Annotated in this window: 21 protein-coding genes, 1 tRNA gene and 2 pseudogenes; 19 read left to right on the plus strand and 5 right to left on the minus strand. The window is 38.9% G+C overall.

The features are described 5' to 3' along the window. Positions 1-20: 20 nt before the first annotated feature. The 3 genes from pseF to pseH are packed head-to-tail and all read left to right on the plus strand — an operon-like array spanning position 21 to position 2106. Positions 21-710 carry a pseudaminic acid cytidylyltransferase gene (gene pseF, locus EAL49_RS08515; protein ID WP_120828288.1) on the plus strand — a complete coding sequence of 230 codons (690 nt, stop codon included), beginning with the start codon at positions 21-23 and terminating at the stop codon, positions 708-710. Then, complete coding sequence (locus EAL49_RS08520; RefSeq protein WP_276205817.1) at positions 701-1567, plus strand: CMP-N-acetylneuraminic acid synthetase; 867 nt, start codon at positions 701-703, stop codon at positions 1565-1567. The genes pseF and EAL49_RS08520 overlap by 10 nt, the downstream gene beginning before the upstream one ends. Then, on the plus strand, positions 1564-2106 hold the full coding sequence (pseH, locus tag EAL49_RS01040; protein ID WP_120828292.1) for a UDP-4-amino-4,6-dideoxy-N-acetyl-beta-L-altrosamine N-acetyltransferase: 543 nt from the start codon (positions 1564-1566) through the stop codon (positions 2104-2106). Before EAL49_RS08520 ends, pseH begins: the two co-directional genes overlap by 4 nt. Here pseH and EAL49_RS01045 read toward each other — a convergent pair. Then, complete coding sequence (locus tag EAL49_RS01045) at positions 2039-2977, minus strand: tetraacyldisaccharide 4'-kinase (protein ID WP_120828294.1); 939 nt, start codon at positions 2975-2977, stop codon at positions 2039-2041. The genes pseH and EAL49_RS01045 overlap by 68 nt on opposite strands. Continuing rightward, positions 2974-3756 (minus strand): NAD+ synthase, encoded by a 783-nt coding sequence (locus tag EAL49_RS01050; RefSeq protein WP_120828296.1) that lies wholly within the window; start codon positions 3754-3756, stop codon positions 2974-2976. Before EAL49_RS01050 ends, EAL49_RS01045 begins: the two co-directional genes overlap by 4 nt. 84 nt (positions 3757-3840) lie before the next feature. On the opposite strand from EAL49_RS01050, the gene EAL49_RS01055 reads away from it, so the two are divergent. From EAL49_RS01055 to EAL49_RS01125, 14 genes and pseudogenes are all read left to right on the plus strand, one after another. Then, a tRNA-Arg gene (locus EAL49_RS01055) sits at positions 3841-3917 on the plus strand. Between the two features lie 87 nt (positions 3918-4004). Further along, a complete protein-coding gene (gene ilvC / locus EAL49_RS01060; RefSeq protein ID WP_120828441.1) occupies positions 4005-4997 on the plus strand; it encodes a ketol-acid reductoisomerase in 993 nt (330 codons plus the stop codon). Between the two features lie 23 nt (positions 4998-5020). Beyond that, complete coding sequence (gene minD / locus EAL49_RS01065) at positions 5021-5827, plus strand: septum site-determining protein MinD (protein ID WP_001019051.1); 807 nt, start codon at positions 5021-5023, stop codon at positions 5825-5827. Further along, entirely contained in the window at positions 5824-6057 is a 234-nt protein-coding gene (minE, locus tag EAL49_RS01070) for a cell division topological specificity factor MinE (RefSeq protein WP_000051414.1), read from the plus strand. The genes minD and minE overlap by 4 nt, the downstream gene beginning before the upstream one ends. A 6-nt stretch (positions 6058-6063) precedes the next feature. Beyond that, complete coding sequence (gene dprA, locus EAL49_RS01075) at positions 6064-6864, plus strand: DNA-processing protein DprA (protein WP_120828298.1); 801 nt, start codon at positions 6064-6066, stop codon at positions 6862-6864. Continuing rightward, entirely contained in the window at positions 6861-7265 is a 405-nt protein-coding gene (gene ruvX, locus EAL49_RS01080; protein WP_120828300.1) for a Holliday junction resolvase RuvX, read from the plus strand. Before dprA ends, ruvX begins: the two co-directional genes overlap by 4 nt. Positions 7266-7546: 281 nt before the next feature. Further along, positions 7547-8407: a cysteine-rich Sel1 repeat protein gene (locus EAL49_RS01085; protein ID WP_033756055.1), complete on the plus strand. Its 861-nt coding sequence runs from the start codon at positions 7547-7549 to the stop codon at positions 8405-8407. Between the two features lie 113 nt (positions 8408-8520). Then, positions 8521-8859: a hypothetical protein gene (locus EAL49_RS01090; protein WP_000699885.1), complete on the plus strand. Its 339-nt coding sequence runs from the start codon at positions 8521-8523 to the stop codon at positions 8857-8859. Further along, entirely contained in the window at positions 8843-9403 is a 561-nt protein-coding gene (locus EAL49_RS01095; RefSeq protein ID WP_120828302.1) for a hypothetical protein, read from the plus strand. The genes EAL49_RS01090 and EAL49_RS01095 overlap by 17 nt, the downstream gene beginning before the upstream one ends. A gap of 56 nt (positions 9404-9459) precedes the next feature. Then, a complete protein-coding gene (locus EAL49_RS01100; protein WP_120828443.1) occupies positions 9460-9834 on the plus strand; it encodes a glycoside hydrolase family protein in 375 nt (124 codons plus the stop codon). Continuing rightward, on the plus strand, positions 9822-10088 hold the full coding sequence (locus EAL49_RS01105; RefSeq protein ID WP_001883605.1) for a hypothetical protein: 267 nt from the start codon (positions 9822-9824) through the stop codon (positions 10086-10088). Before EAL49_RS01100 ends, EAL49_RS01105 begins: the two co-directional genes overlap by 13 nt. A gap of 297 nt (positions 10089-10385) precedes the next feature. After that, entirely contained in the window at positions 10386-10772 is a 387-nt protein-coding gene (locus EAL49_RS01115) for a DUF1294 domain-containing protein (protein ID WP_120914706.1), read from the plus strand. 223 nt (positions 10773-10995) lie between these two features. After that, positions 10996-11627 (plus strand): annotated as a pseudogene (locus tag EAL49_RS01120) (hypothetical protein). Then, positions 11617-12804 (plus strand): annotated as a pseudogene (locus EAL49_RS01125) (hypothetical protein). Before EAL49_RS01120 ends, EAL49_RS01125 begins: the two co-directional pseudogenes overlap by 11 nt. Here EAL49_RS01125 and EAL49_RS01130 read toward each other — a convergent pair. Genes EAL49_RS01130 through pyrG form a run of 3 tightly spaced genes read right to left on the minus strand, consistent with a single transcriptional unit; the run spans position 12798 to position 16869 of the window. Next, the gene (locus tag EAL49_RS01130) at positions 12798-13694 is read right to left on the minus strand and encodes an RluA family pseudouridine synthase (protein WP_120828308.1); all 897 of its coding nucleotides are present in this window, start codon (positions 13692-13694) and stop codon (positions 12798-12800) included. The pseudogene EAL49_RS01125 and the gene EAL49_RS01130 sit on opposite strands and share 7 nt — an antisense overlap. Next, positions 13694-15244 carry a single-stranded-DNA-specific exonuclease RecJ gene (gene recJ, locus EAL49_RS01135; RefSeq protein ID WP_120828310.1) on the minus strand — a complete coding sequence of 517 codons (1551 nt, stop codon included), beginning with the start codon at positions 15242-15244 and terminating at the stop codon, positions 13694-13696. The genes EAL49_RS01130 and recJ overlap by 1 nt, the downstream gene beginning before the upstream one ends. A gap of 8 nt (positions 15245-15252) precedes the next feature. Next, complete coding sequence (gene pyrG / locus EAL49_RS01140; RefSeq protein WP_120828312.1) at positions 15253-16869, minus strand: glutamine hydrolyzing CTP synthase; 1617 nt, start codon at positions 16867-16869, stop codon at positions 15253-15255. A 258-nt stretch (positions 16870-17127) separates the two neighbouring features. On the opposite strand from pyrG, the gene EAL49_RS01145 reads away from it, so the two are divergent. Beyond that, on the plus strand, positions 17128-17790 hold the full coding sequence (locus EAL49_RS01145) for a phosphatase PAP2 family protein (RefSeq protein WP_120828315.1): 663 nt from the start codon (positions 17128-17130) through the stop codon (positions 17788-17790). A 43-nt stretch (positions 17791-17833) separates the two neighbouring features. Further along, the gene (fliF, locus tag EAL49_RS01150) at positions 17834-19537 is read left to right on the plus strand and encodes a flagellar basal-body MS-ring/collar protein FliF (RefSeq protein WP_120828317.1); all 1704 of its coding nucleotides are present in this window, start codon (positions 17834-17836) and stop codon (positions 19535-19537) included. Positions 19538-19542 lie beyond the last annotated feature (5 nt).

Here is a 19542-nt window from a genome sequence, read left to right on the forward strand (position 1 = left end):
AGAGCGTTTGAAAGCCTAGCATGAGAGCGATCGCTATTGTTTTAGCCAGAAGTTCCAGTAAAAGGATCAAGAATAAGAATATTATTGATTTTTTCAATAAACCCATGCTCGCTTACCCTATTGAAACAGCACTAAATTCCAAGCTCTTTGAAAAGGTGTTTATCTCTAGCGATAGCATGGAGTATGTGAATTTAGCTAAAAATTATGGGGCGAGTTTTTTGAATTTGCGCCCTAAAATTTTAGCGGACGATAGAGCTACGACTTTAGAGGTGATGGCCTATCACATGAAAGAATTAGAATTAAAAGATGAAGATATTGCGTGTTGTTTGTATGGCGCTTCAGTATTTTTACAAGAAAAGCATTTAAAAAACGCTTTTGAAACTTTAAAACAAAATCAAAATACGGATTATGTTTTCACATGCACTCCCTTTAGCGCTTCGCCCTATCGTTCTTTTAGCCTTGAAAACGGCGTTCAAATGGCTTTTAAAGAGCATTCAAACACGCGCACGCAAGATTTAAAAACGCTCTATCATGACGCAGGGTTGCTTTATATGGGGAAGGCTCAAGCCTTTAAAGAAATGCGGCCTATTTTTAGCCCAAATTCTATCGCTTTAGAATTATCGCCCTTAGAAGTCCAAGATATTGACACTTTAGAAGATTTAGAATTAGCCAAGCTCAAATACAGCCGTTTGAAAAACGCATGCCAGTAAAAATTTTGTGCGATGCGTTTGTAACAAGCGGTTTAGGGCATGTGAGGCGTTGTGAAAAAATCCTTTCTTTTATAGAAAAATTAGGGATTAAAGCGGATCTTTATTTGCACAAGCAAAATAATATAAGCGCTTTTTTAGAGGGCGTTGGCAATGATGATTTTTTGATTACAGACAGCTATTGTTTAAATTCAAAAGATTTTTACCTTTTAAAAGAAAAAGCCAAAAGCCTTATGGTGATAGAAGATGAAGAGCATGCTAAGGGGTTTTACCCTAAAAACACTAAGATCATGAATTTCACGCTGAACGCTTTAAAACACTATAACCATGCGTCTAAAGATCATTATTTGGGGGTGGGGTTTTACCCTGTTGATATTCGTTTTGTCTATGAGCGCCCTATCAATACAGAAAATAAAGAAGTGCTGATCACTCTAGGGGGGAGCGAGCAAAAAACTCTCAAAGAGATAGTCAAAATTTTAGAAAATAAGGATGTGAATTTGCATATCATTTCACCTTATACGCCTAAAAATCCTCCAAAAAACACGCATTATTACAGCCCTTTAAACCCCTTAGAGTTCAGTTCTTTGATGAAATTTTGCGCTTGCGCCATTAGCGCTGCAGGCCAAACCCTCTATGAATTGGCCCTTTCTCAAACGCCCTCTCTTATCCTTCCTATTGCTTCTAATCAGATCATTCAAAGCCAAGAATTTGAAAATTCAGGCATTTTCAAACAAACGAGTTTAAAAACTCTAGATAAAGATTTTGAAAAATTACAAATTCAAAAAAACCAAGCCTGGGCAAAAAACCTGGCCTTTGGGAGTGAGCTAGAAGGTGCATTAAGGGAGTTTTTAGAAATTTGAAAAAAAATTATTCTTATGGAAATATTCAAGCGATTGATTTTGTGCATTTAAACGATGGAGAAAAATTGTTGGTTTTAGAGTTTCGTAACCACCCAAACACTGCCTTATGGATGTATAGCGCTTTTATTTCTTTAAAAACGCATTTGCAATTCATAGAAGATTTAAAAAACTCGCCCAACCACCGCTATTTTTTGTTTAAAGAAGAGGGCGTTTATTTAGGGGTTGGCTCTATCACTAAAATCAATTTTTTTCATAAGCATGGGTATTTGGGGATTTATAAAAACCCTTTTTTGAAAAATGGGGGAGAAACTATTTTAAAAGCTTTAGAATGCATCGCTTTTGAAGAGTTCCAATTGCATTCTTTGCATTTAGAAGTGATGGAAAACAATTTCAAAGCGATCGCTTTTTATGAAAAAAACCATTATGAGTTAGAGGGGCGTTTGAAAGGCTTTATCTCTAAAGAAAAGGAATTTATAGACGTTCTTTTGTATCATAAGGATAAGAAAAAATATAACGATCAATCTCTTCTAAAACTTTAGGGCAAATTTCTAGTTTTAAATCCAACACGCTTAAAGGCAATTTGCAATCTTGTAATTTGACGAGATCTTTTGGAGTAACCAATAAGGAAGTGGCGCTATTTTGATAAAACTCTTTTTCTAAAAGCTCCAAATCAAAAAGGGCATGGTCTCTAAAATACAATTTTTTAACCACTTCTTTGGGTAAAAACGCATCAAGCCTGCTAGGGTTAGCGATAGCCGTTACTAAAAGCATGCGTTTGGTGGGGTTAGAAATAGAGGTGATTCTTTGATAATCCTTATCTTCGGTGATGACTAAATGGGCTTCTTTATAGCTTTTAATGCTTTCTCTATACAACCCGCTGGGCAAACAAAAAGGGTAGTAGGGGGGGACTTTAGGCTTTAAAAGCACATTGAATTGGTTGAAATTAAACCTAAAACCATCGTCTAAAAACACGATCTTTGCCCCTAATTCAAGGGCTTTTAAAACGCCTAACTCTCTTTTTTCGCTCACAATCACGCTCGCTTGTTTTAAATTCAAGGCTAAAAGATAGGCTTCATCGCCCGCTGTTTTTTGAGGAACTAAAATGTTTCCTTTAACGCTCACCACCACTAAGCCTTTAGAATCCCGTTGATACCCCCTAGAGACAACCGCCACTTCTTGGTATCTTGGAGCGATCTCTAAAATAAAGGGCGTTTTACCGCTTCCCCCAGCGATCAAATTACCGATGCTGATAAGGGGGATTTTAAAATCATGCTTTTTAGCGGTTTTTCGTTTAAGGGTGGCGATGCCTTGATAGATTAAAGAAAAAGGATAGAGCGCGAAAATCAACCCCTTTTGCAAAAGAGTGGGATCATAAAAATAGCGCTCTAAAAAGGGTTTATCGCTTTTCATTCAGGGTTAAATCGTTTGGCGATAGTGGGTAATTCTAATTTAAAAGCGTTTTTTTGGATACGGCTTGTGATGTTTTTCACTAAAATTTCATCATAGCCTAATTGAGTGAGTGCTTCTGCATCAATGGGCTTGTTTTTGAACAACGCTTCAATATCCTTCAATAAAGGATCGATCACGCTATAAGGATAGCCCAAATCTTTTTCATCGCTTTGCCCCACAAATAAATCCGCGCTAGGGGGCTTATTTAAAATCTTTTTAGGGATATTTAAATAATAAGCGAGTTCATAAACTTCGGTTTTAAATAATTCCCCAATCGGGTTAATCGCGCACGCCAAATCCCCAAATAAAGTGCCATAGCCTAGCATCCTTTCGCTTTTATTGCTCGTGCCAATGACTAAAGAATCGCTTTTTAAAGAATAATCGTATAAAAAAGCCATGCGCAATCTTGCGCAAAAATTCCCCTTTCTAGTAAGGCTTGCGTCTTTAAAGTGAGAGCCAAAGATGGCATCATAGGGAGCGATAGAATATTCTGTATAAGGGATAGAAAATGTTTCGCACAAATTTAAAGCGTCTGTTTTACTTTCTGGCATAGAGGCTGAAGAGGGCATTAAAAGGGCATGAGCGTTTTCTTTAAAAACCTTTTGGCACAGCACTCCAACGACCGCACTATCTAGCCCCCCACTCAGCCCGTAAACGACTTTTTTAAAGCCTTTTTTTTGAGCTTCTTTTTCTAAAAAATCGCATAAATAAACGATGAGTTTTTGGTAATTTTTTTGCATGCCTTAAATTATAATAGAAAAAACGCATCGTTTAAGTGAAAAATTAGTTTTTCTTGCTATAATTACCGTTTCACTCCTTTAAAAGTGCTCGTAGCTCAGCTGAATAGAGCAACAGGTTGCGGTCCTGTAGGTCGGGGGTTTGAATCCCTCCGAGCACACCATTTCTTAACATTATGAATGTTTTTAAACATTATCGCTCCCATTATGGTAAAATAAATACTTGCTTAAACACGCTAGGAGATTTGATTTTGGCATTACCCGTTTATTATGATAAAGACATTGATTTAGGCGTTATCCAATCCTTACAAGTGGGCATTATCGGCTATGGCGCGCAAGGAGAAGCCCAAGCACTCAATTTGAGGGACTCTAAAGTAAAAGTGCGGATTGGTTTGTATCAAGGGAGTTTGAGCGTTTCAAAAGCAAAAAAAGAGGGCTTTGAAGTGCTAGAAGTCAAAGAACTAGTCCAAAATTCTGATGTGATCATGGCACTACTCCCAGATGAATTGCATAAGGAAGTGTTAGAAAAAGAAGTGATCCCTTTTTTAAAAGAGGGGCAAATTGTGGGCTTTGCTCATGGTTTTAGCGTGCATTTCAATCAGGTTGTTCTTCCAAAAGGCGTGGGTGCGATTTTAGTTGCACCAAAGGGGCCTGGGAGCGCTTTAAGAGAAGAATACCTTAAAAATAGGGGCTTATACCATTTGATTGCCATAGAGCAAGAAAGCTCAAAATACAACGCTAAAGCGGTGGCTTTAAGCTATGCTAAAGCGATGGGTGGGGGGAGAATGGGGGTTTTAGAAACGAGCTTTAAAGAAGAATGCGAGAGCGATTTATTCGGCGAGCAAGCGGTTTTGTGCGGAGGGTTAGAAGCGATTGTAAGAATGGGGTTTGAAACTTTAATTAAGGCAGGATACCCTGAAGAATTAGCCTATTTTGAATGCGTGCATGAAGTGAAATTAGTGGCGGATTTATTGCATTATAAGGGGGTAGAGGGTTTAAGGAAGCACATTTCTAACACCGCTGAATTCGGGGCGATTAAAGCTAGAGAGCCTATGGGAAATCTGCTAAAAAAACGCATGCAAAAAATCTTAAAAAAGATTCAAAACGGCTCATTCGCTAAGGATTTTTTACTAGAAAAGAGCTTGAATTATCCTAGGTTAAACACAGAGAGGAAAGCCCTTAAAGAGACTAAAATAGAACAAATTGGGGAAATTTTACGCGCCCCATTCAATCATAAAAAATAAATCATCAAATTAAAAGGAATCATATGGCAATAGTAGTTACTATCACTTCAGGTAAGGGGGGTGTGGGTAAAAGCACCACCACGGCTAATTTAGCGATCGGCTTGGCTGAGAGCGGTAAAAAAGTCGTAGCGGTTGATTTTGACATAGGCCTTAGGAACTTGGATATGATTTTAGGCTTAGAAAATCGCATTGTTTATGATGTGGTGGATGTGATGGAAAAAAATTGCAACCTTTCGCAGGCTTTGATCACGGATAAAAAGACTAAAAACCTTTCTTTTTTAGCGGCTTCACAAAGCAAGGATAAAAATATTTTAGATAAGGAAAAAGTAGCGATTTTAATCAACGCTTTAAGGGCGGATTTTGACTATATTTTGATTGACTCACCGGCTGGGATTGAAAGCGGCTTTGAGCATGCGATTTTGCATGCGGACATGGCGTTAGTGGTGGTAACGCCTGAGGTAAGCTCTTTAAGAGATAGCGACAGAGTGATTGGCATTATTGACGCAAAGTCTAATCGGGCTAAAAGAGGCGAAGAAGTGCATAAGCATTTAATCATCAATCGCTTAAAACCTGAATTAGTGGCAAATGGCGAGATGATTTCCATAGAAGAAGTGCTTAAGATTTTATGCTTGCCTTTAATTGGGATCATTCCTGAAGATCACCATATTATTTCAGCGACCAATAAGGGCGAGCCAGTGATTCGCACGGACTGCGAGAGCGCGAAGGCTTACCAACGCATCACCAGAAGGATTTTAGGCGAAGAAGTGGAATACGTGGAATTTAAGGCTAAAAGAGGCTTTTTTAGCGCGTTAAAAGGGATATTTTCATGAGTTTGTTTGATTTTTTTAAAAACAAAGGGAGCGCGGCCACCGCAACCGACCGATTGAAATTGATTCTAGCCAAAGAGCGCACCTTAAATTTACCCTACATGGAAGAGATGCGTAAAGAAATCATTGCCGTTATTCAAAAATACACTAAATCTTCAGACATCCATTTCAAAACTCTCGATAGCAACCAGAGCGTGGAAACGATTGAAGTGGAAATTATACTGCCTAAATAGTTTGAAATGAAAAGTAATTTCCAATACAGCGCACTAGAGAATATCCCTAAAGCCTTTGACATTCTCAAAGACCCCCCTAAAAAACTCTATTGTGTAGGCGATATAAAGCTTTTAGAAGCGCCTTTAAAAGTGGCTATCATCGGCACAAGAAGGCCCACCCCTTATAGCAAGCAACACACCATCACTCTAGCCAGAGAGCTTGCTAAAAATGGCGCGGTTATTGTGAGCGGAGGAGCGTTAGGCGTGGATATTATCGCTCAAGAAAACGCCTTACCAAAAACCATCATGCTTTCGCCTTGCAGTTTGGATTTTATCTATCCTACGAACAACCATAAAGTGATCCAAGAAATCGCGCAAAACGGCTTGATTTTAAGCGAATATGAAAAGGATTTTATGCCTATTAAAGGCTCTTTTTTAGCCAGAAACCGCCTGGTGATCGCTTTAAGCGATGCGGTGATTATCCCCCAAGCGGATTTACAAAGCGGCTCTATGAGCAGCGCGAGATTAGCCCAAAAATACCAAAAACCCTTATTTGTTTTACCCCAGCGCTTGAATGAGAGCGATGGCACTAATGAGCTTTTAGAAAAAGGGCAGGCTCAAGGGATATTTAATATTCAAAATTTTATAAACACCCTTTTAAAAGACCACCATTTAAAAGAAATGCCTGAAATGGAAGATGAATTTTTAGAATATTGTGCCAAAAACCCGAGCTATGAAGAGGCGTATCTCAAATTTGGGGATAAGCTTTTAGAATACGAGCTGTTGGGTAAGATCAAGCGCATCAATCATATCGTGGTGTTAGCGTGATTTTGGCATGCGATGTGGGGTTAAAACGCATTGGCATCGCTGCGCTTTTAAACGGCGTTATTTTGCCTTTAGAAGCGATCTTACGCCACAACAGGAATCAGGCCTCTAGGGATTTGAGCGATTTATTGAGGGAAAAAAACATTCAGGTGCTAGTGGTGGGCAAGCCCCATGAAAGCTATACGGACACGAACGCGCGCATTGAATCTTTCATCAAGCTTTTGGATTTTAAGGGCGAAATCGTTTTTATTAATGAAGATAATTCTAGCATAGAAGCTTATGACAATTTGGAGCATTTGGGTAGGAAAAACAAGCGGCTCGCTATTAAAGACGGCCGACTAGACTCTTTGAGCGCTTGCAGGATCTTAGAGCGCTATTGCCAAAAGGTTTTAAAAAATCATTAGGGATAAAGTTCTAATATAAAAAATACTCAAAGGTATTTTTTACAAGTGCTCTTTTTGGGTTAGGGGGATTAAACGCAAAATATTCCTATCTCCTTATATTTTTATTGTAAAACAAAGCAACTAAAACCCCATTTGTGAAATTAAAAGGTTCTAGTCATCAATATTTGATTATAATAAAGTCTAAATTTTTTAATAAAAGGGAGAAGTGTCATGCTAAGTTTCAAAAAAGCGATTTTTAGGGCTTTGTGCTTGTGTTGTGTGTTGATTGGGGGGGGGGGTTAATGGCAGAGCCAAACCCTGAAGAGCTTGTTGATCAAGGCAAAGAGATTTTTGATTTTGCCGTGAGTGGTGGGGGTGGTGCATTTAGAGGAGATAGTCTTGAGGCTAAGAAATATTATATTCAAGCTAAGGAATATTTTGAAAAAGCTTGTAATTTAAACTATGCTAAGGGGTGTGTTAGTCTAGGGGGTCTATATGAGGGTGAAAATTTGGTAATAGGAGAGAATCCTAGGTTAAAAGAGCGTTTGAAAAAAGCCATTCAATACTACTCTAAAGCGTGTGATTTAAAAGATGGTGAAGGGTGTTTTAATTTAGGGTATATATATGAACTAAATGGGTATGGAGTAGTAAAAAAGGATTTGAAAAAAGCCGCTCAATACTACTCTAAAGCGTGTGAATTAGATTATGATGGAGGGTGTGTAATATTTTTAGCAAGAAAAGATGGAGAACTAGCGAACAAACAAGAAGTTTTTCAATATCTCTCTAAAGCGTGTGAATTAAATAGTGGTGTTGGGTGTTTTGTGTTAGGGGGATTATATCATGATAGGGAAGACTTAAAAAAAGCCATTCAATACTACTCTAAAGCGTGTGATTTAAACGATAAGTTTGGGTGTTCCAGACTAGGAGCTATGCAATATATTGGCAAGGGCGTAGTCAAAAATGAAAAACAAGCGGCGGAAAAATTTGAAAAAGCTTGCAAACTAGGAAAGCAAGAAGCATGCGAGATGGTTACTTATAAAGGGCTTTGCGAATTAGGACATAAAGAAGCATGCGAGATATTTAGCCTTGAAGTGCTTTGCGAATCATCAGATCAAAAGGCATGCGGTATGTCCTATGACAAGCAAAAAGCCTTAGGTTTTTAGGGGTGTTAGGGCATTTTTAAAACGCTCCCTATTTTTTAAGAAAATGTTTTAATCTTTTTTTGGTATCCTTTTAGGGGTCATTAGTCTTAAAAACTCTTTAAAAACGGATAACCATGAAAATTATGCATCAAGTCAAGGATTTTTTAGATTTTTGCAAGCAAACGATCCATAAAAATTCTAATGAAGCGTTTCAAAAAACCAAACGAGCGCTTTTTAAAGAAAAATCTCAAAAAATCAGGGAGCAAGCGGTTAAAATCGTAGAAAAACGCTTGATAAAAGAGAACATGCAATTGAGCGATTTTAACGAAGAAGAATTGAAAATCATGTTTGAAGCCGAAGAAAAAAGGTTGTTAGAGCAAATCCACGCTAAAGAATTGAAAGAAAAGCAAGAAAAAACCACCAAGCATTTTAAAGAAGTTTGGGAAAAGGGCGAGAATGAGCAAGAAAAATAGCGTGATTTCTGGTTTAATGAATTTTTTTAGCGAAAAGAATGAACGCTGGCTGTTAGCCCACAGGCACACGAGAGGGTTTGTGATAGTGGCATGGCTTTTTAGGTTTAAAAGCATTGCGTTTTCTATTTTCATCACTCTATTGGTTATTTTAGTGGATATTTGGGTTTATAGCGATGTGCGCCAGTTTTTATTGGACACTTCTAGCTCTTTTATTTGGCTTTTAATCGCTTTACTAATCAAGTGGGGCGTGATTGTCATAAGCGCGCGCAAATGCTACCAATTCAGCCAAAAAATGTTTGCAATCATTCAAAGAAAAAGGCAGATTAGAGAGAATTTAAAAAACCGTTCTAACCAATTAGACACCAAAAATGCGGAAAAACTCTCTAGCATCGCTGAAGAAATCATTTCAAAAAAACAAGAAGAATTACAGAGCAAAGAAACCCCAGAGGGTAAGCATGATGGAGAGAGACTCTCTAGCGTTACTGAAGAAATCATTTCAAAAAAACTAGAAGAATTGAAAGCTAAGAATAATAAAGGCAGCTAAAAGGGTGTTGGACGCTTTATCTTAGCAAATTGATCTTAGCGGCGTCGTTTTTGATAGTGGATTCAGAGAGGTTTTCGCCTTCCGTTTATACCGACAAGACGGGGCATCCCACGATTGGCTATGGCTATAATTTGAGCGTTTATTCTTATGAGGGTAAGCGTATCACCAAAGCGTATGGGCTTTTAACTGACATATTAAAAGAGAATTATAAGGCTATTCTCTCTTATGGGTGGTATAAAAATTTGGACGCAATGAGGAGAATGGTCATCTTGGATTTGAGCTACAATTTAGGCTTGAACGGACTGCTCAAATTCAAGCAATTCATCAAGGCCATAGAGGATAAGAATTATGCTTTGGCTGTGGAGAGACTGCAAAAAAGCCCGTATTTCAATCAAGTGAAAAAAGAGCGTCAAGGAATATGGAAATTTTGAAATTGGGGGGTTGCGAAAAACATTGTAAGAAAAAATACACGATAGAAAAGGTGATCAAAGAGGTGGGGCTTGAGCTCAAATCAAAATCGGTCATGCCGTATTTTTTCAACGAATACGATCTGACCAAAAACGCCAACAGAGAAGAGCCTGAGAGGTTGAGAAGCCAAATAATATCTATTTTGATGAAAACCCCTAAGGGGCGAGAGATTTTGAAAGAATATTTGAACGAGGGCTGTATTTTGCTTGGGGAATAAGAAAGAGTGTCATGCTAAAGAATTTCAAAAAGGCCTTTTTTAGGGCTTTGTGCTTGGGTGCGTTGTGTTTATTGGGGGAGTGGTGTAGTAATTTAAGGAGGCTTTAAAAAAGCAAGGGAGCGGAAATGTTAAAAATAAGGGCTTGATGCGAGTAGGCCAAAAATCATGTTAAAACACCCAGTCTTAACTTTTGTAAAGGAATGGATTTAAGAATCAATCTTAAAATTTTGCTTTTTCTCTCTCTAAAAAGCCAAGTGGTAGCGTTTGGGTTGTTAAAACGCTCTTGAAAGGGTGAGCGTGGAATTTGCTTCTATCGTTTGGTTGCTCATAGTCAATATTCTGATTTTTATTCTCATGCTGGTGGATAAAAATTCGGCTGAGCAAAAAATGTGGCGTATTCCTGAAAAAGCTTTGTGGGTTTTATCGCTCCTTGGCGGGTCTGTCGGGTTTTTGGTCGCTATGGTTGTGTCCCACCATAAGATCTTAAAGCTTAAGTTTAAATACGGCGTTTCGCTCATTTGCTTGATAGAGAGCGCAATCCTTTACTTTGTCAGCAAGGATCTTTTTTGGATAGTAGCGCTAACGATATTCTCACTATCTTTGATATTGGTAGCGTTTAAGATCTTCCTCCTTAAAGACAACCCTAACAAACGCTTCAAAAACAACAAGAGGGATAAAAGATAATGTTTCGTTGTTTTAAAACCATTCTGGGGGCAAGTGTGATCGGTGGGGTGTTGTTGGGCTTAATGATAAAAATCCCCCATTTTTTAAAATCATTCTGGGCACAAGCGTGATCGTTGGGGTGTTGTTGGTCTTATGGCGTTGGACTTACGATAAGTCCTGTTTCTCGTTGGTCTTTGTGCTGCTGATACTAGGGATTGTCGCTTACAGCTATATTTCTTTAAAAATGCATCAGAGGAAGTGCTTCGCCAAGTGTTTCGTGAATAGCGAATCCTTCTTATCCAAGATGCTACACTCCCCAATAATGGTGTCTTGCTTTTATTTTATTTTTTCAATTTTTACATCCATATCCATCGCTTATAGCGTGCTGGACTATAATTGGATGATATGGGGGCTTGTTTTTTGCACTATCGTTGTTTGCGCTGCGGTGTTTGGCGTGCTTGAAGAGATGCTTAAGAGTATCATCAAAGAAGATTATTTGATGCTGATGTCTAGAGAAGTGAGCGCTTTTGTGGGGACTCTTTTCTTCATTGGCTTGAGTTGCTATGTGATCTATCATGGCAACATGCCCGACTATTTGAAACCAGCTTTGATAGACACTATTAAGGCAGCGAGTGATTCCATCTATTCCAGCTGCGACTACATGGATTATTTTTTGAAGGCTAGAAAGTGTTAGAGGGGTTTGCTTGGTGGGGCATGCGCAAAGCAGAGAGCATGGGCTTAAATAAGGGGTTTATGGTTGTGGGCTGGGTAGCGTTTATCATCTATAACGCTCTTAGTGGGATAGCCATCAGCAGGTTGAGCGCTCAAATCATTTATTGTTTATCAAAATGTATTAGGGGTGAGTGTGGAAAATGATGTTAAAGAAGATCTAGATCAAGCAAGACCAAAGCTAGAACTAAAAAAGCAAAAGCAAGAGCTAGAAAAGCTAACACAAGAAAAAGAACAAGAAATTAAAAAAAAAGGAAGAAAGAAAGTATATTTACATTCTTTTAGGAATTATTTAGGAATTATTATTGTTTTATCCATACTTTATACTATTTTAAGTAGCATCCCATATAATGAACCCAGTCAAGCGATCAAAACAGCTCGCACAAAAACAATCATCGAAACTTTTCCAGATCTAATATCAGATCTAATAAAAAATAATCTTGATAGCCACCAACAAGAAATAAGCGATTTGCTGAGTAGCAGTAAGGATAAAATGCATAGCAAGGTGGACGCTCAAATAGACAATCTTTTTGAGCCAATAGAAAACAATGTGGATAAGTTCTTAGACTGGCACTACTCTCTCAAGGGAAATTATAGCGAGTTTGCCCTTTTTGTAGCTAAAAAGATCGGCTTGAGCGCCGAAGACGCATTATTCAATAAATTACAGGAAAAACTTTTAGGGGCTGATTACAAACAACGATTAAAAACGATGACAGACAACATTTCTGATACTTTTATAAGCTTGTTGCACCAGCGCAAAAAGGATACAGAAAAGATTGCCACACAAGGAGCGGCTGGTATTCCTCAAGTTGCGGAATCTTTAAAAAATATTGATGACAGAATAGAAAGAAATTTGAACTTAAAAATGGGTTTCGCAGCGACAATAGGGGCAACGGCTAGTGTGCATGCTAGTGCACTTATGAAAAGGCTAGCCCCAAAGCTTGTGAAAAGGCTTGGCACTAAATTAGGGGGTAAATTCCTCGCAAAGATTGGCACAGCTTTGAGCGGTTCTTGGACTTGCGGGCCTTTCGCTCCTGCTTGTGTTATTGGGATTTGGTTTGGAAGCGATGCAGCATTCAATTTTATTGATGAATGGCTCCACAGAGACGGATTCAAAAAAGAAATTTTGAACAACATCAACGAAGTGAAAGAAAATCTCAAAAACAGCTACAAACAGCAATTTAACGATAGCTTTGTTAAAATCAGCCAAGAACTTCAAGAGAGTTACAAAAACGCTCCTGTGGTGGAGAAAAAAACCATCAAAGAACATATAGACGATCTCAAACAAACCCCAGAAGAGAACAACCAAAAGATCAATCAATAAAAGAGCGGTAGATCTTTTAAAAAAGGCATGAAGCGTTTTGGCATGGGGGAGGTGATCTCATAGATCGCCCCTTTAAATTCAAATTCTAAACTAGAGGCATGGAGCATGAGTAGTGGGGCGTTATTTTCACGCTTTAATTGAAGGTATCCTCTCGCTTCTTCATCAGCCACCCCATAAAGCCCCTCGCCCACGATCCTATGCCCCACGCTGCTTAAATGCAAGCGGATCTGGTGCGTGCGCCCGGTGAGTGGGGTGATTTTGAGTAAGCTTGTATCCAAAAAAGGATTATAGCTTAAAGGCTCAACAAGCGTGGTTGAAGGCTTGCCTAAAGGAGAAATTTGAGATCGAATGCGCAAATCTTTTTGAATGTTTTGTGGCGTTAGAATGGGCTTATTTATTATGATACTTTTATCCACCAACCCATGCGCTAGCGCTAAATAAGTTTTTTTCACTTTTTTTTGCATGAAAAGCGCTTTTAAATCCTTAACGCTTTGTAAAGTCTTGCCCGCTAAAACCAACCCGCTCGTTTCATAGTCTAATCTGTGGGCTGGGTGGGCGTTTTTGCTAAAATGCGATTGGATACAATCTAGTAAGCTTTCATGGTAAAAATAGCCTTTAGGGTGGGTATAGACTTGAGCGGGTTTGTCAAACACGCCAAAATCCTTAGTCTCAAAAACAAGCTTTTCTTGTTTTTCATTAGGCTTGAAATAAATCAAGCTAACGACCCCTTGAATCATTTGAGATTTACGCACGGCTTGTTGGTTTTGTTTCAGGCGTTGTTTGTCAAGGTGTCGTTGGGCTTCTTTTAAAGAGCATTTTAAAACATCGCGCACCAAAAACAAGGCTTTGGTGGGTTTTAAAATTTCAAATTCTTCTTCAACAAAAGGCACTACAACAAGCTTTTAACAAACATTTTAGGCTCATTAGAATACTCATCTAATTCCACGCTAAAAAGCACGCTCACCTTTTCGCCCGCTTTCAAAAACCGCTCAGTGTTAAAATAAATAGCCTCTTTGACGCATTCTTTATCCTTAAAACGCAGAATTTGATGGCTTTCTTTAATGATTTTTTCTTCTATGACTTCTAAATTTTGCGCTTGGAATAAAGGCTCAGGGTTTTCTTGCCCATAAGGTTCGCCCGCTTCTATAATCTCTAAAAGCTCTCTGTCAATGTCTTTTAATGTTAGTGTTAAAGGGGGTTCTGTTTCACAAAAAGGCAAGACTTTAAAATCAAAATTTTCTAAAGTTTCAAAGAGCGAGACGATATTGTTTTTTCCAACGCTCAGCCCGCACGCTTGCCTATGCCCTCCATAGCCGAGCAATAAAGAAGAAACCCCATTCAAAGCGTCAATCAAGTCAATATTTGGAGAGCTACGAGCGCTCCCCTTATACACCCCTTCTTTAAAGGTAAAAACCAGGCTTGGCTTTTGGGTGGCTTCCACTAATTTTGAAGCCACGATCCCCAGCACGCCCTCATGCCAATTATCCTTAAAAGCGATGATGATTTTTTCTCCAACCATCGCATGCTTAAAGGCTTCTTCAAAAACCTGCTGTTGGATCATTTTACGCTTCATATTGCATGCTTTCAAGCGTTCATACAAAGAATAGCCATCTTGAAAATTATTCGCGCTTAAAAAATCTAAAGCCATTTTAGCGTCTTGCATGCGCCCTGCGGAGTTGATTAAAGGGGCGATATTAAAAGAAATATCGCTCGCTTTTAAAGAGCGTTTTCTAAAAACTTCTCTTTGGCGTAAAAACCCCATCGCCCCTAAGGATTCTTTTTGCAAAAAATACAAGGCTTTAGAAACTAAAAAGCGGTTAAAAAAAGTCAAAGGCATCATATCAGCAATAGTCGCCACGCCCGCTAAACACAACAATTCACTAGAATGGCTTTTTTCTTTTCCTAAAAGCTGGTGGATGCCATAGCACAAATAAAACGCCACCAACGCCCCGCACACTTCCTTTTGGATAAAATCGCAATCCGGTTGCTTGGGGTTAATCACCGCATAAGCGTCTGGGACTTCACCATGGTGTAAGCAATGGTGATCCGTAATGATAAGGGTGTAGTTTTTTTCTTTGCAAAATCGCGCGGCTTCAAAGGCGTTAATCCCGTTATCCACCGTGATGATTAAAGGGGCGTGGTGTTTTTCTAAAAATTTTTTAGAAATCCCATAGCCATCCATGAAGCGATTAGGGATTGCAATGCGGACATGTTTATAGTTCAGGCTTTCAAAGAATTTTGCCATGATAGCAGAGCTAATCACGCCGTCAGCGTCATAATCGCCCACCACTAAAATTTCTGTGTTTGCGTGCATGGCTTCTATGATTTTGAGCGCGGCTTTTTTCAAGTCTTTAAATAAAAAGGGGCTAGGAAACCCTTTTTCATTATAAGCGATAGAAGTCATGCGCTCTTTGATTTGAGCTTTAAGCTTTTGTTTCATTCTTTAGGTTAGGATTTAAAAAGAGCGTTCTTAATGAAATCCAAAATAATAGGGTTAGGGCTTTGCAACCTGGAGGTGAATTCTGGGTGGAATTGCACCCCCACAAAGAACGGATGATCTTCTAACTCAATCGCTTCAATCAAATGATTCGCTCCAAAACCCACCACTTTCAAGCCCTTATTTTCCCACTCTTGGCGGTATTTGGGGTTGATTTCATAACGATGGCGGTGTCTTTCTTTAATGCTAGGCTTTTTATAGGCTTTTTCCAACAAGCTGTTTGGCATAATTTCGCATTCGTATTCGCCTAATCGCATGGTGCCTCCTAAAGGCGAATTATAGGTGCGCACCTGTTTTTGGTGGTTTTGATCCATAAAATCTCCAATCAAATACACCACAGGGTATTCGCAGCGTTGGTTAAATTCCGTAGAGTTAGCCCCTTTTAAACCCAAAACATTGCGACAAAATTCCACGATCGCTAATTGCATGCCCAAACAAATCCCTAAAAAGGGGAGTTTTTCTAGCCTAGCCCTTTGAATGGCGCAAATTTTGCCCTCAATCCCCCTTTCTCCAAAGCCCCCCGGCACTAAAATTGCATCAACGCCCTCTAAATCAGTCTTTTCGTTAAAATTCTCGCTATCCAGCCATTCAATATTGACTTGCGCATCCAAATGCGCGCCCGCATGGATTAAGGCTTCAATCAAGGATTTATAAGATTCTTTTAAGCTTAAATACTTGCCCACAAAACCAATTTTGACTTTGTGTTTAGGAGCGATAATCTTTTCTACTAGAGTGTTCCAAGCCGCCATTTTGGGGTGTAGTTTATTCAAATTAAAGCGTCTGGCAATGGGGGTCAAAATGCCTTCTTGCAAGAAAAGAATGGGGCATGCGTAAATGCTTTTAGTGTCTGTGGCGACAATCACGCTGTCTTGCTCCACATCGCAACTCAAAGCGATTTTATTTTTCAACTCTTTATCCAAAGGCTTAGGCGATCGCGCCAAAATGATTTGAGGGGTTACGCCAAGGCGTCTTAATTCTTGGACGGAGTGTTGCGTGGGTTTGGTTTTTAATTCGTTAGTGGTTTGGATATAGGGGATCAGGGTTACATGCACATTGATGACTTTTTCATTCCCCAATTCCAATTTAAGCTGGCGGATCGCTTCCAAATAAAACATGCCCTCCATATCGCCCACGGTTCCGCCCACTTCCACGATTAAAAAATCCAACCCCTTAGCCGCACTTCTAATGCGCCTTTTGATTTCATCGGTTACATGGGGGACGATTTGAATGGTTTTGCCTAAATATTCCCCTTTCCTTTCCTTTTCTATCACGCTTGAAAAAATCTGCCCGGTAGTGAAATTATTCAACCTTGTTAAATTCCTGTTCAAAAAGCGTTCATAATGCCCTATGTCTAAATCCGTTTCAGCGCCATCGCTAGTTACAAACACTTCCCCATGCTCTAAAGGGCTCATGGTGCCTGGATCAATATTAATATAAGGGTCAATCTTCAAAATGGAAACCTGATAATTGCAATGCTGCAAAAGCGTAGCGATTGAAGAAGATGAAATCCCTTTCCCTAGAGAGCTTAACACGCCCCCTGTAACGAATATAAATTTGGCTCTATCCATAAGTTATTGCGTTCCTTTGATTTTTGCTTCTTAAAATTGTAGTCTAAAAAGGGTTAAAAAGCTTTAAAAGAGGGCAAAAATTAAAGCGATTTCAAAAAAAAAAAAAAAACAATTTCAGTTTCTTATTAGCTAGGTTTGATTAGAATAAAAAGCTTTTATGTGTTTAAACTTCATTGTCTTAAAACTTTTAAGAGCAATTTTAAAATTCGTTGGCGTACAATATAAGTTTTGAATTAACTACTAGAAGGGTTTTAAATAATGGCTGAAAATTCTTTCAAAAATGTTTCTACACAACCCAAAGTATTTTTCTTATTACCAGCTAAAACCCTTTTTCTTTTAGGAGGCGTTTTTAGTGCGTTTTTTATCCTTATTGCTGGCTTGGTTTTTTTTGATTACACTAATTCAATGGACCATGCGATTTTTAACTTGATGCGTTCAAATTCTTCTAACCCTATTTTAGATCAAACGCTCCAACGCGTTGTTTTTTTAGGCTCTTCTCAATTCGTGTTGCCTTTGAGCTTGTTAGTGGGGGTGTTTTTAAGCCTTTATCGCAGAAATTTAGCGCTTGGGGTGTGGTTTGTGCTAAGCGTGATCTTATTTGAAGCCCTTTTAGAATCTTTAAAACACCTTTTGGCACACTCCATTCAATGGCTTTCGCACAGCGCTAATTTCCCTAGCGCTATCGCACTTTCTTTAACGCTATTTTATGGGTTGCTTGTTTTATTGATACCCCATTTGATCACGCATCAAATATTTCAAAACATTCTTTCTTATAGTTTGCTTGGTTTGATTTTTTTAATAGGCTTAGCGCTGATTGTTTTAGGGGTGTCTTTTAGCAGTGTTTTAGGAGGGTTTTGTTTAGGGGCGTTAGGGGCTTGTTTTTCCATAGGGATTTATTTGAGCGTGTTCCAAAAGATCTAAGCGAACGGCTTAAAAGAATGAAAATTTTATCAAGGTTTTAATATTGGATTTAAAGGTATTATTGCAACGGATTGTTGATTTTTTCATCAAGCTCAATAAAAAGCAAAAAATCGCCCTGATTGCAGCGGGGGTTTTGATCACCGCCTTGCTTGTGTTTTTGTTGCTCTATCCTTTTAAAGAAAAAGACTACGCGCAAGGGGGCTATGGGGTTTTATTTGAAGGTTTAGACTCTAGCGATAACGCTTTAATCTTGCAGCACCTCCAGCAAAACCAAATCCCTTATAAAGTCTCCAAAGACGACACCATTCTTATCCCTAAAGATAAAGTGTATGAAGAAAGGATCACTCTGGCTTCTCAAGGGATCCCAAAAACGAGTAAAGTGGGCTTTGAAATCTTTGACACTAAAGACTTTGGGGCAACTGATTTTGATCAAAACATCAAACTCATTCGCGCTATTGAGGGCGAATTGTCGCGCACGATTGAAAGTTTAAACCCCATTTTGAAAGCCAATGTGCATATTGCAATCCCTAAAGACAGCGTGTTTGTGGCTAAAGAAGTGCCTCCTAGCGCTTCGGTGATGCTTAAACTCAAGCCTGACATGAAGCTTTCACCCACTCAAATTTTAGGGATTAAAAATTTAATCGCTGCAGCTGTGCCTAAACTCACGATAGACAATGTGAAAATCGTGAATGAAAACGGCGAATCAATAGGCGAGGGCGATATACTAGAAAACTCCAAAGAATTGGCCCTAGAGCAATTGCATTACAAACAAAATTTTGAAAACATTTTAGAAAACAAGATTGTCAATATCTTAGCCCCTATTGTGGGGGGTAAAAACAAGGTGGTCGCAAGGGTCAATGCGGAGTTTGATTTCAGCCAAAAGAAAAGCACTAAAGAGACTTTTGATCCCAATAATGTCGTAAGGAGCGAGCAAAATTTAGAAGAGAAAAAAGAAGGCACTTCTAAAAAACAAGTTGGTGGTGTGCCTGGGGTTGTGAGCAATATCGGGCCTGTGCAAGGATTGAAAGACAATAAAGAGCCAGAAAAATACGAAAAATCTCAAAACACGACCAATTATGAAGTGGGTAAAACCATTAGCGAGATTAAGGGCGAGTTTGGCACTTTAGTGCGTTTGAATGCGGCGGTTGTGGTGGATGGCAGGTATAAAATCGCGCTTAAAGATGGGGCAAACGCTTTAGAATACGAGCCTTTGAGCGATGAATCGCTTAAAAAAATCAACGCTCTAGTCAAACAGGCCATTGGCTATAATCAAAATAGAGGCGATGATGTGGCGGTGAGCAATTTTGAGTTTAACCCTATGGCACCCCTGCTTGATAACGCTACTTTGAGCGAAAAAATCATGCACAAAACTCAAAAAATCTTAGGCTCATTCACGCCTTTAATCAAGTATATTTTAGTGTTTATAGTGCTATTTATTTTCTATAAAAAAGTGATTGTGCCTTTCAGTGAACGCATGCTTGAAGTGGTGCCTGATGAAGATAAGGAAGTGAAATCCATGTTTGAAGAAATGGATGAAGAAGAAGATGAATTGAATAAACTGGGCGATTTGAGAAAAAAAGTAGAAGATCAATTAGGGCTTAATGCAACCTTTAGCGAAGAAGAAGTAAGATATGAAATTATCTTAGAAAAGATTAGAGGAACCCTTAAAGAACGCCCTGATGAAATCGCCACGCTCTTTAAACTCCTAATCAAAGATGAAATCTCTTCAGACAGCGCGAAAGGTTAAAAAAG

This window comes from Helicobacter pylori (assembly GCF_003637665.1).
GTDB classification, from domain to species: Bacteria; Campylobacterota; Campylobacteria; order Campylobacterales; family Helicobacteraceae; genus Helicobacter; species Helicobacter pylori_CK.

What these genes read in the sequence shown, in the direction of transcription:
- pyrG (WP_120828312.1), bottom strand. Translation starts at nt 16,869, where the DNA reads ATGGATAGAGCCAAATTTATATTCGTTACAGGGGGCGTGTTAAGCTCT.
- EAL49_RS01085 (WP_033756055.1), top strand. Translation starts at nt 7,547, where the DNA reads ATGGCAGAGCCAAACCCTGAAGAGCTTGTTGATCAAGGCAAAGAGATT.
- pseF (WP_120828288.1), top strand. Translation starts at nt 21, where the DNA reads ATGAGAGCGATCGCTATTGTTTTAGCCAGAAGTTCCAGTAAAAGGATC.
- EAL49_RS01090 (WP_000699885.1), top strand. Translation starts at nt 8,521, where the DNA reads ATGAAAATTATGCATCAAGTCAAGGATTTTTTAGATTTTTGCAAGCAA.
- EAL49_RS01145 (WP_120828315.1), top strand. Translation starts at nt 17,128, where the DNA reads ATGGCTGAAAATTCTTTCAAAAATGTTTCTACACAACCCAAAGTATTT.
- minD (WP_001019051.1), top strand. Translation starts at nt 5,021, where the DNA reads ATGGCAATAGTAGTTACTATCACTTCAGGTAAGGGGGGTGTGGGTAAA.
- recJ (WP_120828310.1), bottom strand. Translation starts at nt 15,244, where the DNA reads ATGAAACAAAAGCTTAAAGCTCAAATCAAAGAGCGCATGACTTCTATC.
- EAL49_RS01095 (WP_120828302.1), top strand. Translation starts at nt 8,843, where the DNA reads ATGAGCAAGAAAAATAGCGTGATTTCTGGTTTAATGAATTTTTTTAGC.
- EAL49_RS01050 (WP_120828296.1), bottom strand. Translation starts at nt 3,756, where the DNA reads ATGCAAAAAAATTACCAAAAACTCATCGTTTATTTATGCGATTTTTTA.
- EAL49_RS08520 (WP_276205817.1), top strand. Translation starts at nt 701, where the DNA reads ATGCCAGTAAAAATTTTGTGCGATGCGTTTGTAACAAGCGGTTTAGGG.
- EAL49_RS01045 (WP_120828294.1), bottom strand. Translation starts at nt 2,977, where the DNA reads ATGAAAAGCGATAAACCCTTTTTAGAGCGCTATTTTTATGATCCCACT.
- minE (WP_000051414.1), top strand. Translation starts at nt 5,824, where the DNA reads ATGAGTTTGTTTGATTTTTTTAAAAACAAAGGGAGCGCGGCCACCGCA.
- dprA (WP_120828298.1), top strand. Translation starts at nt 6,064, where the DNA reads ATGAAAAGTAATTTCCAATACAGCGCACTAGAGAATATCCCTAAAGCC.
- EAL49_RS01105 (WP_001883605.1), top strand. Translation starts at nt 9,822, where the DNA reads ATGGAAATTTTGAAATTGGGGGGTTGCGAAAAACATTGTAAGAAAAAA.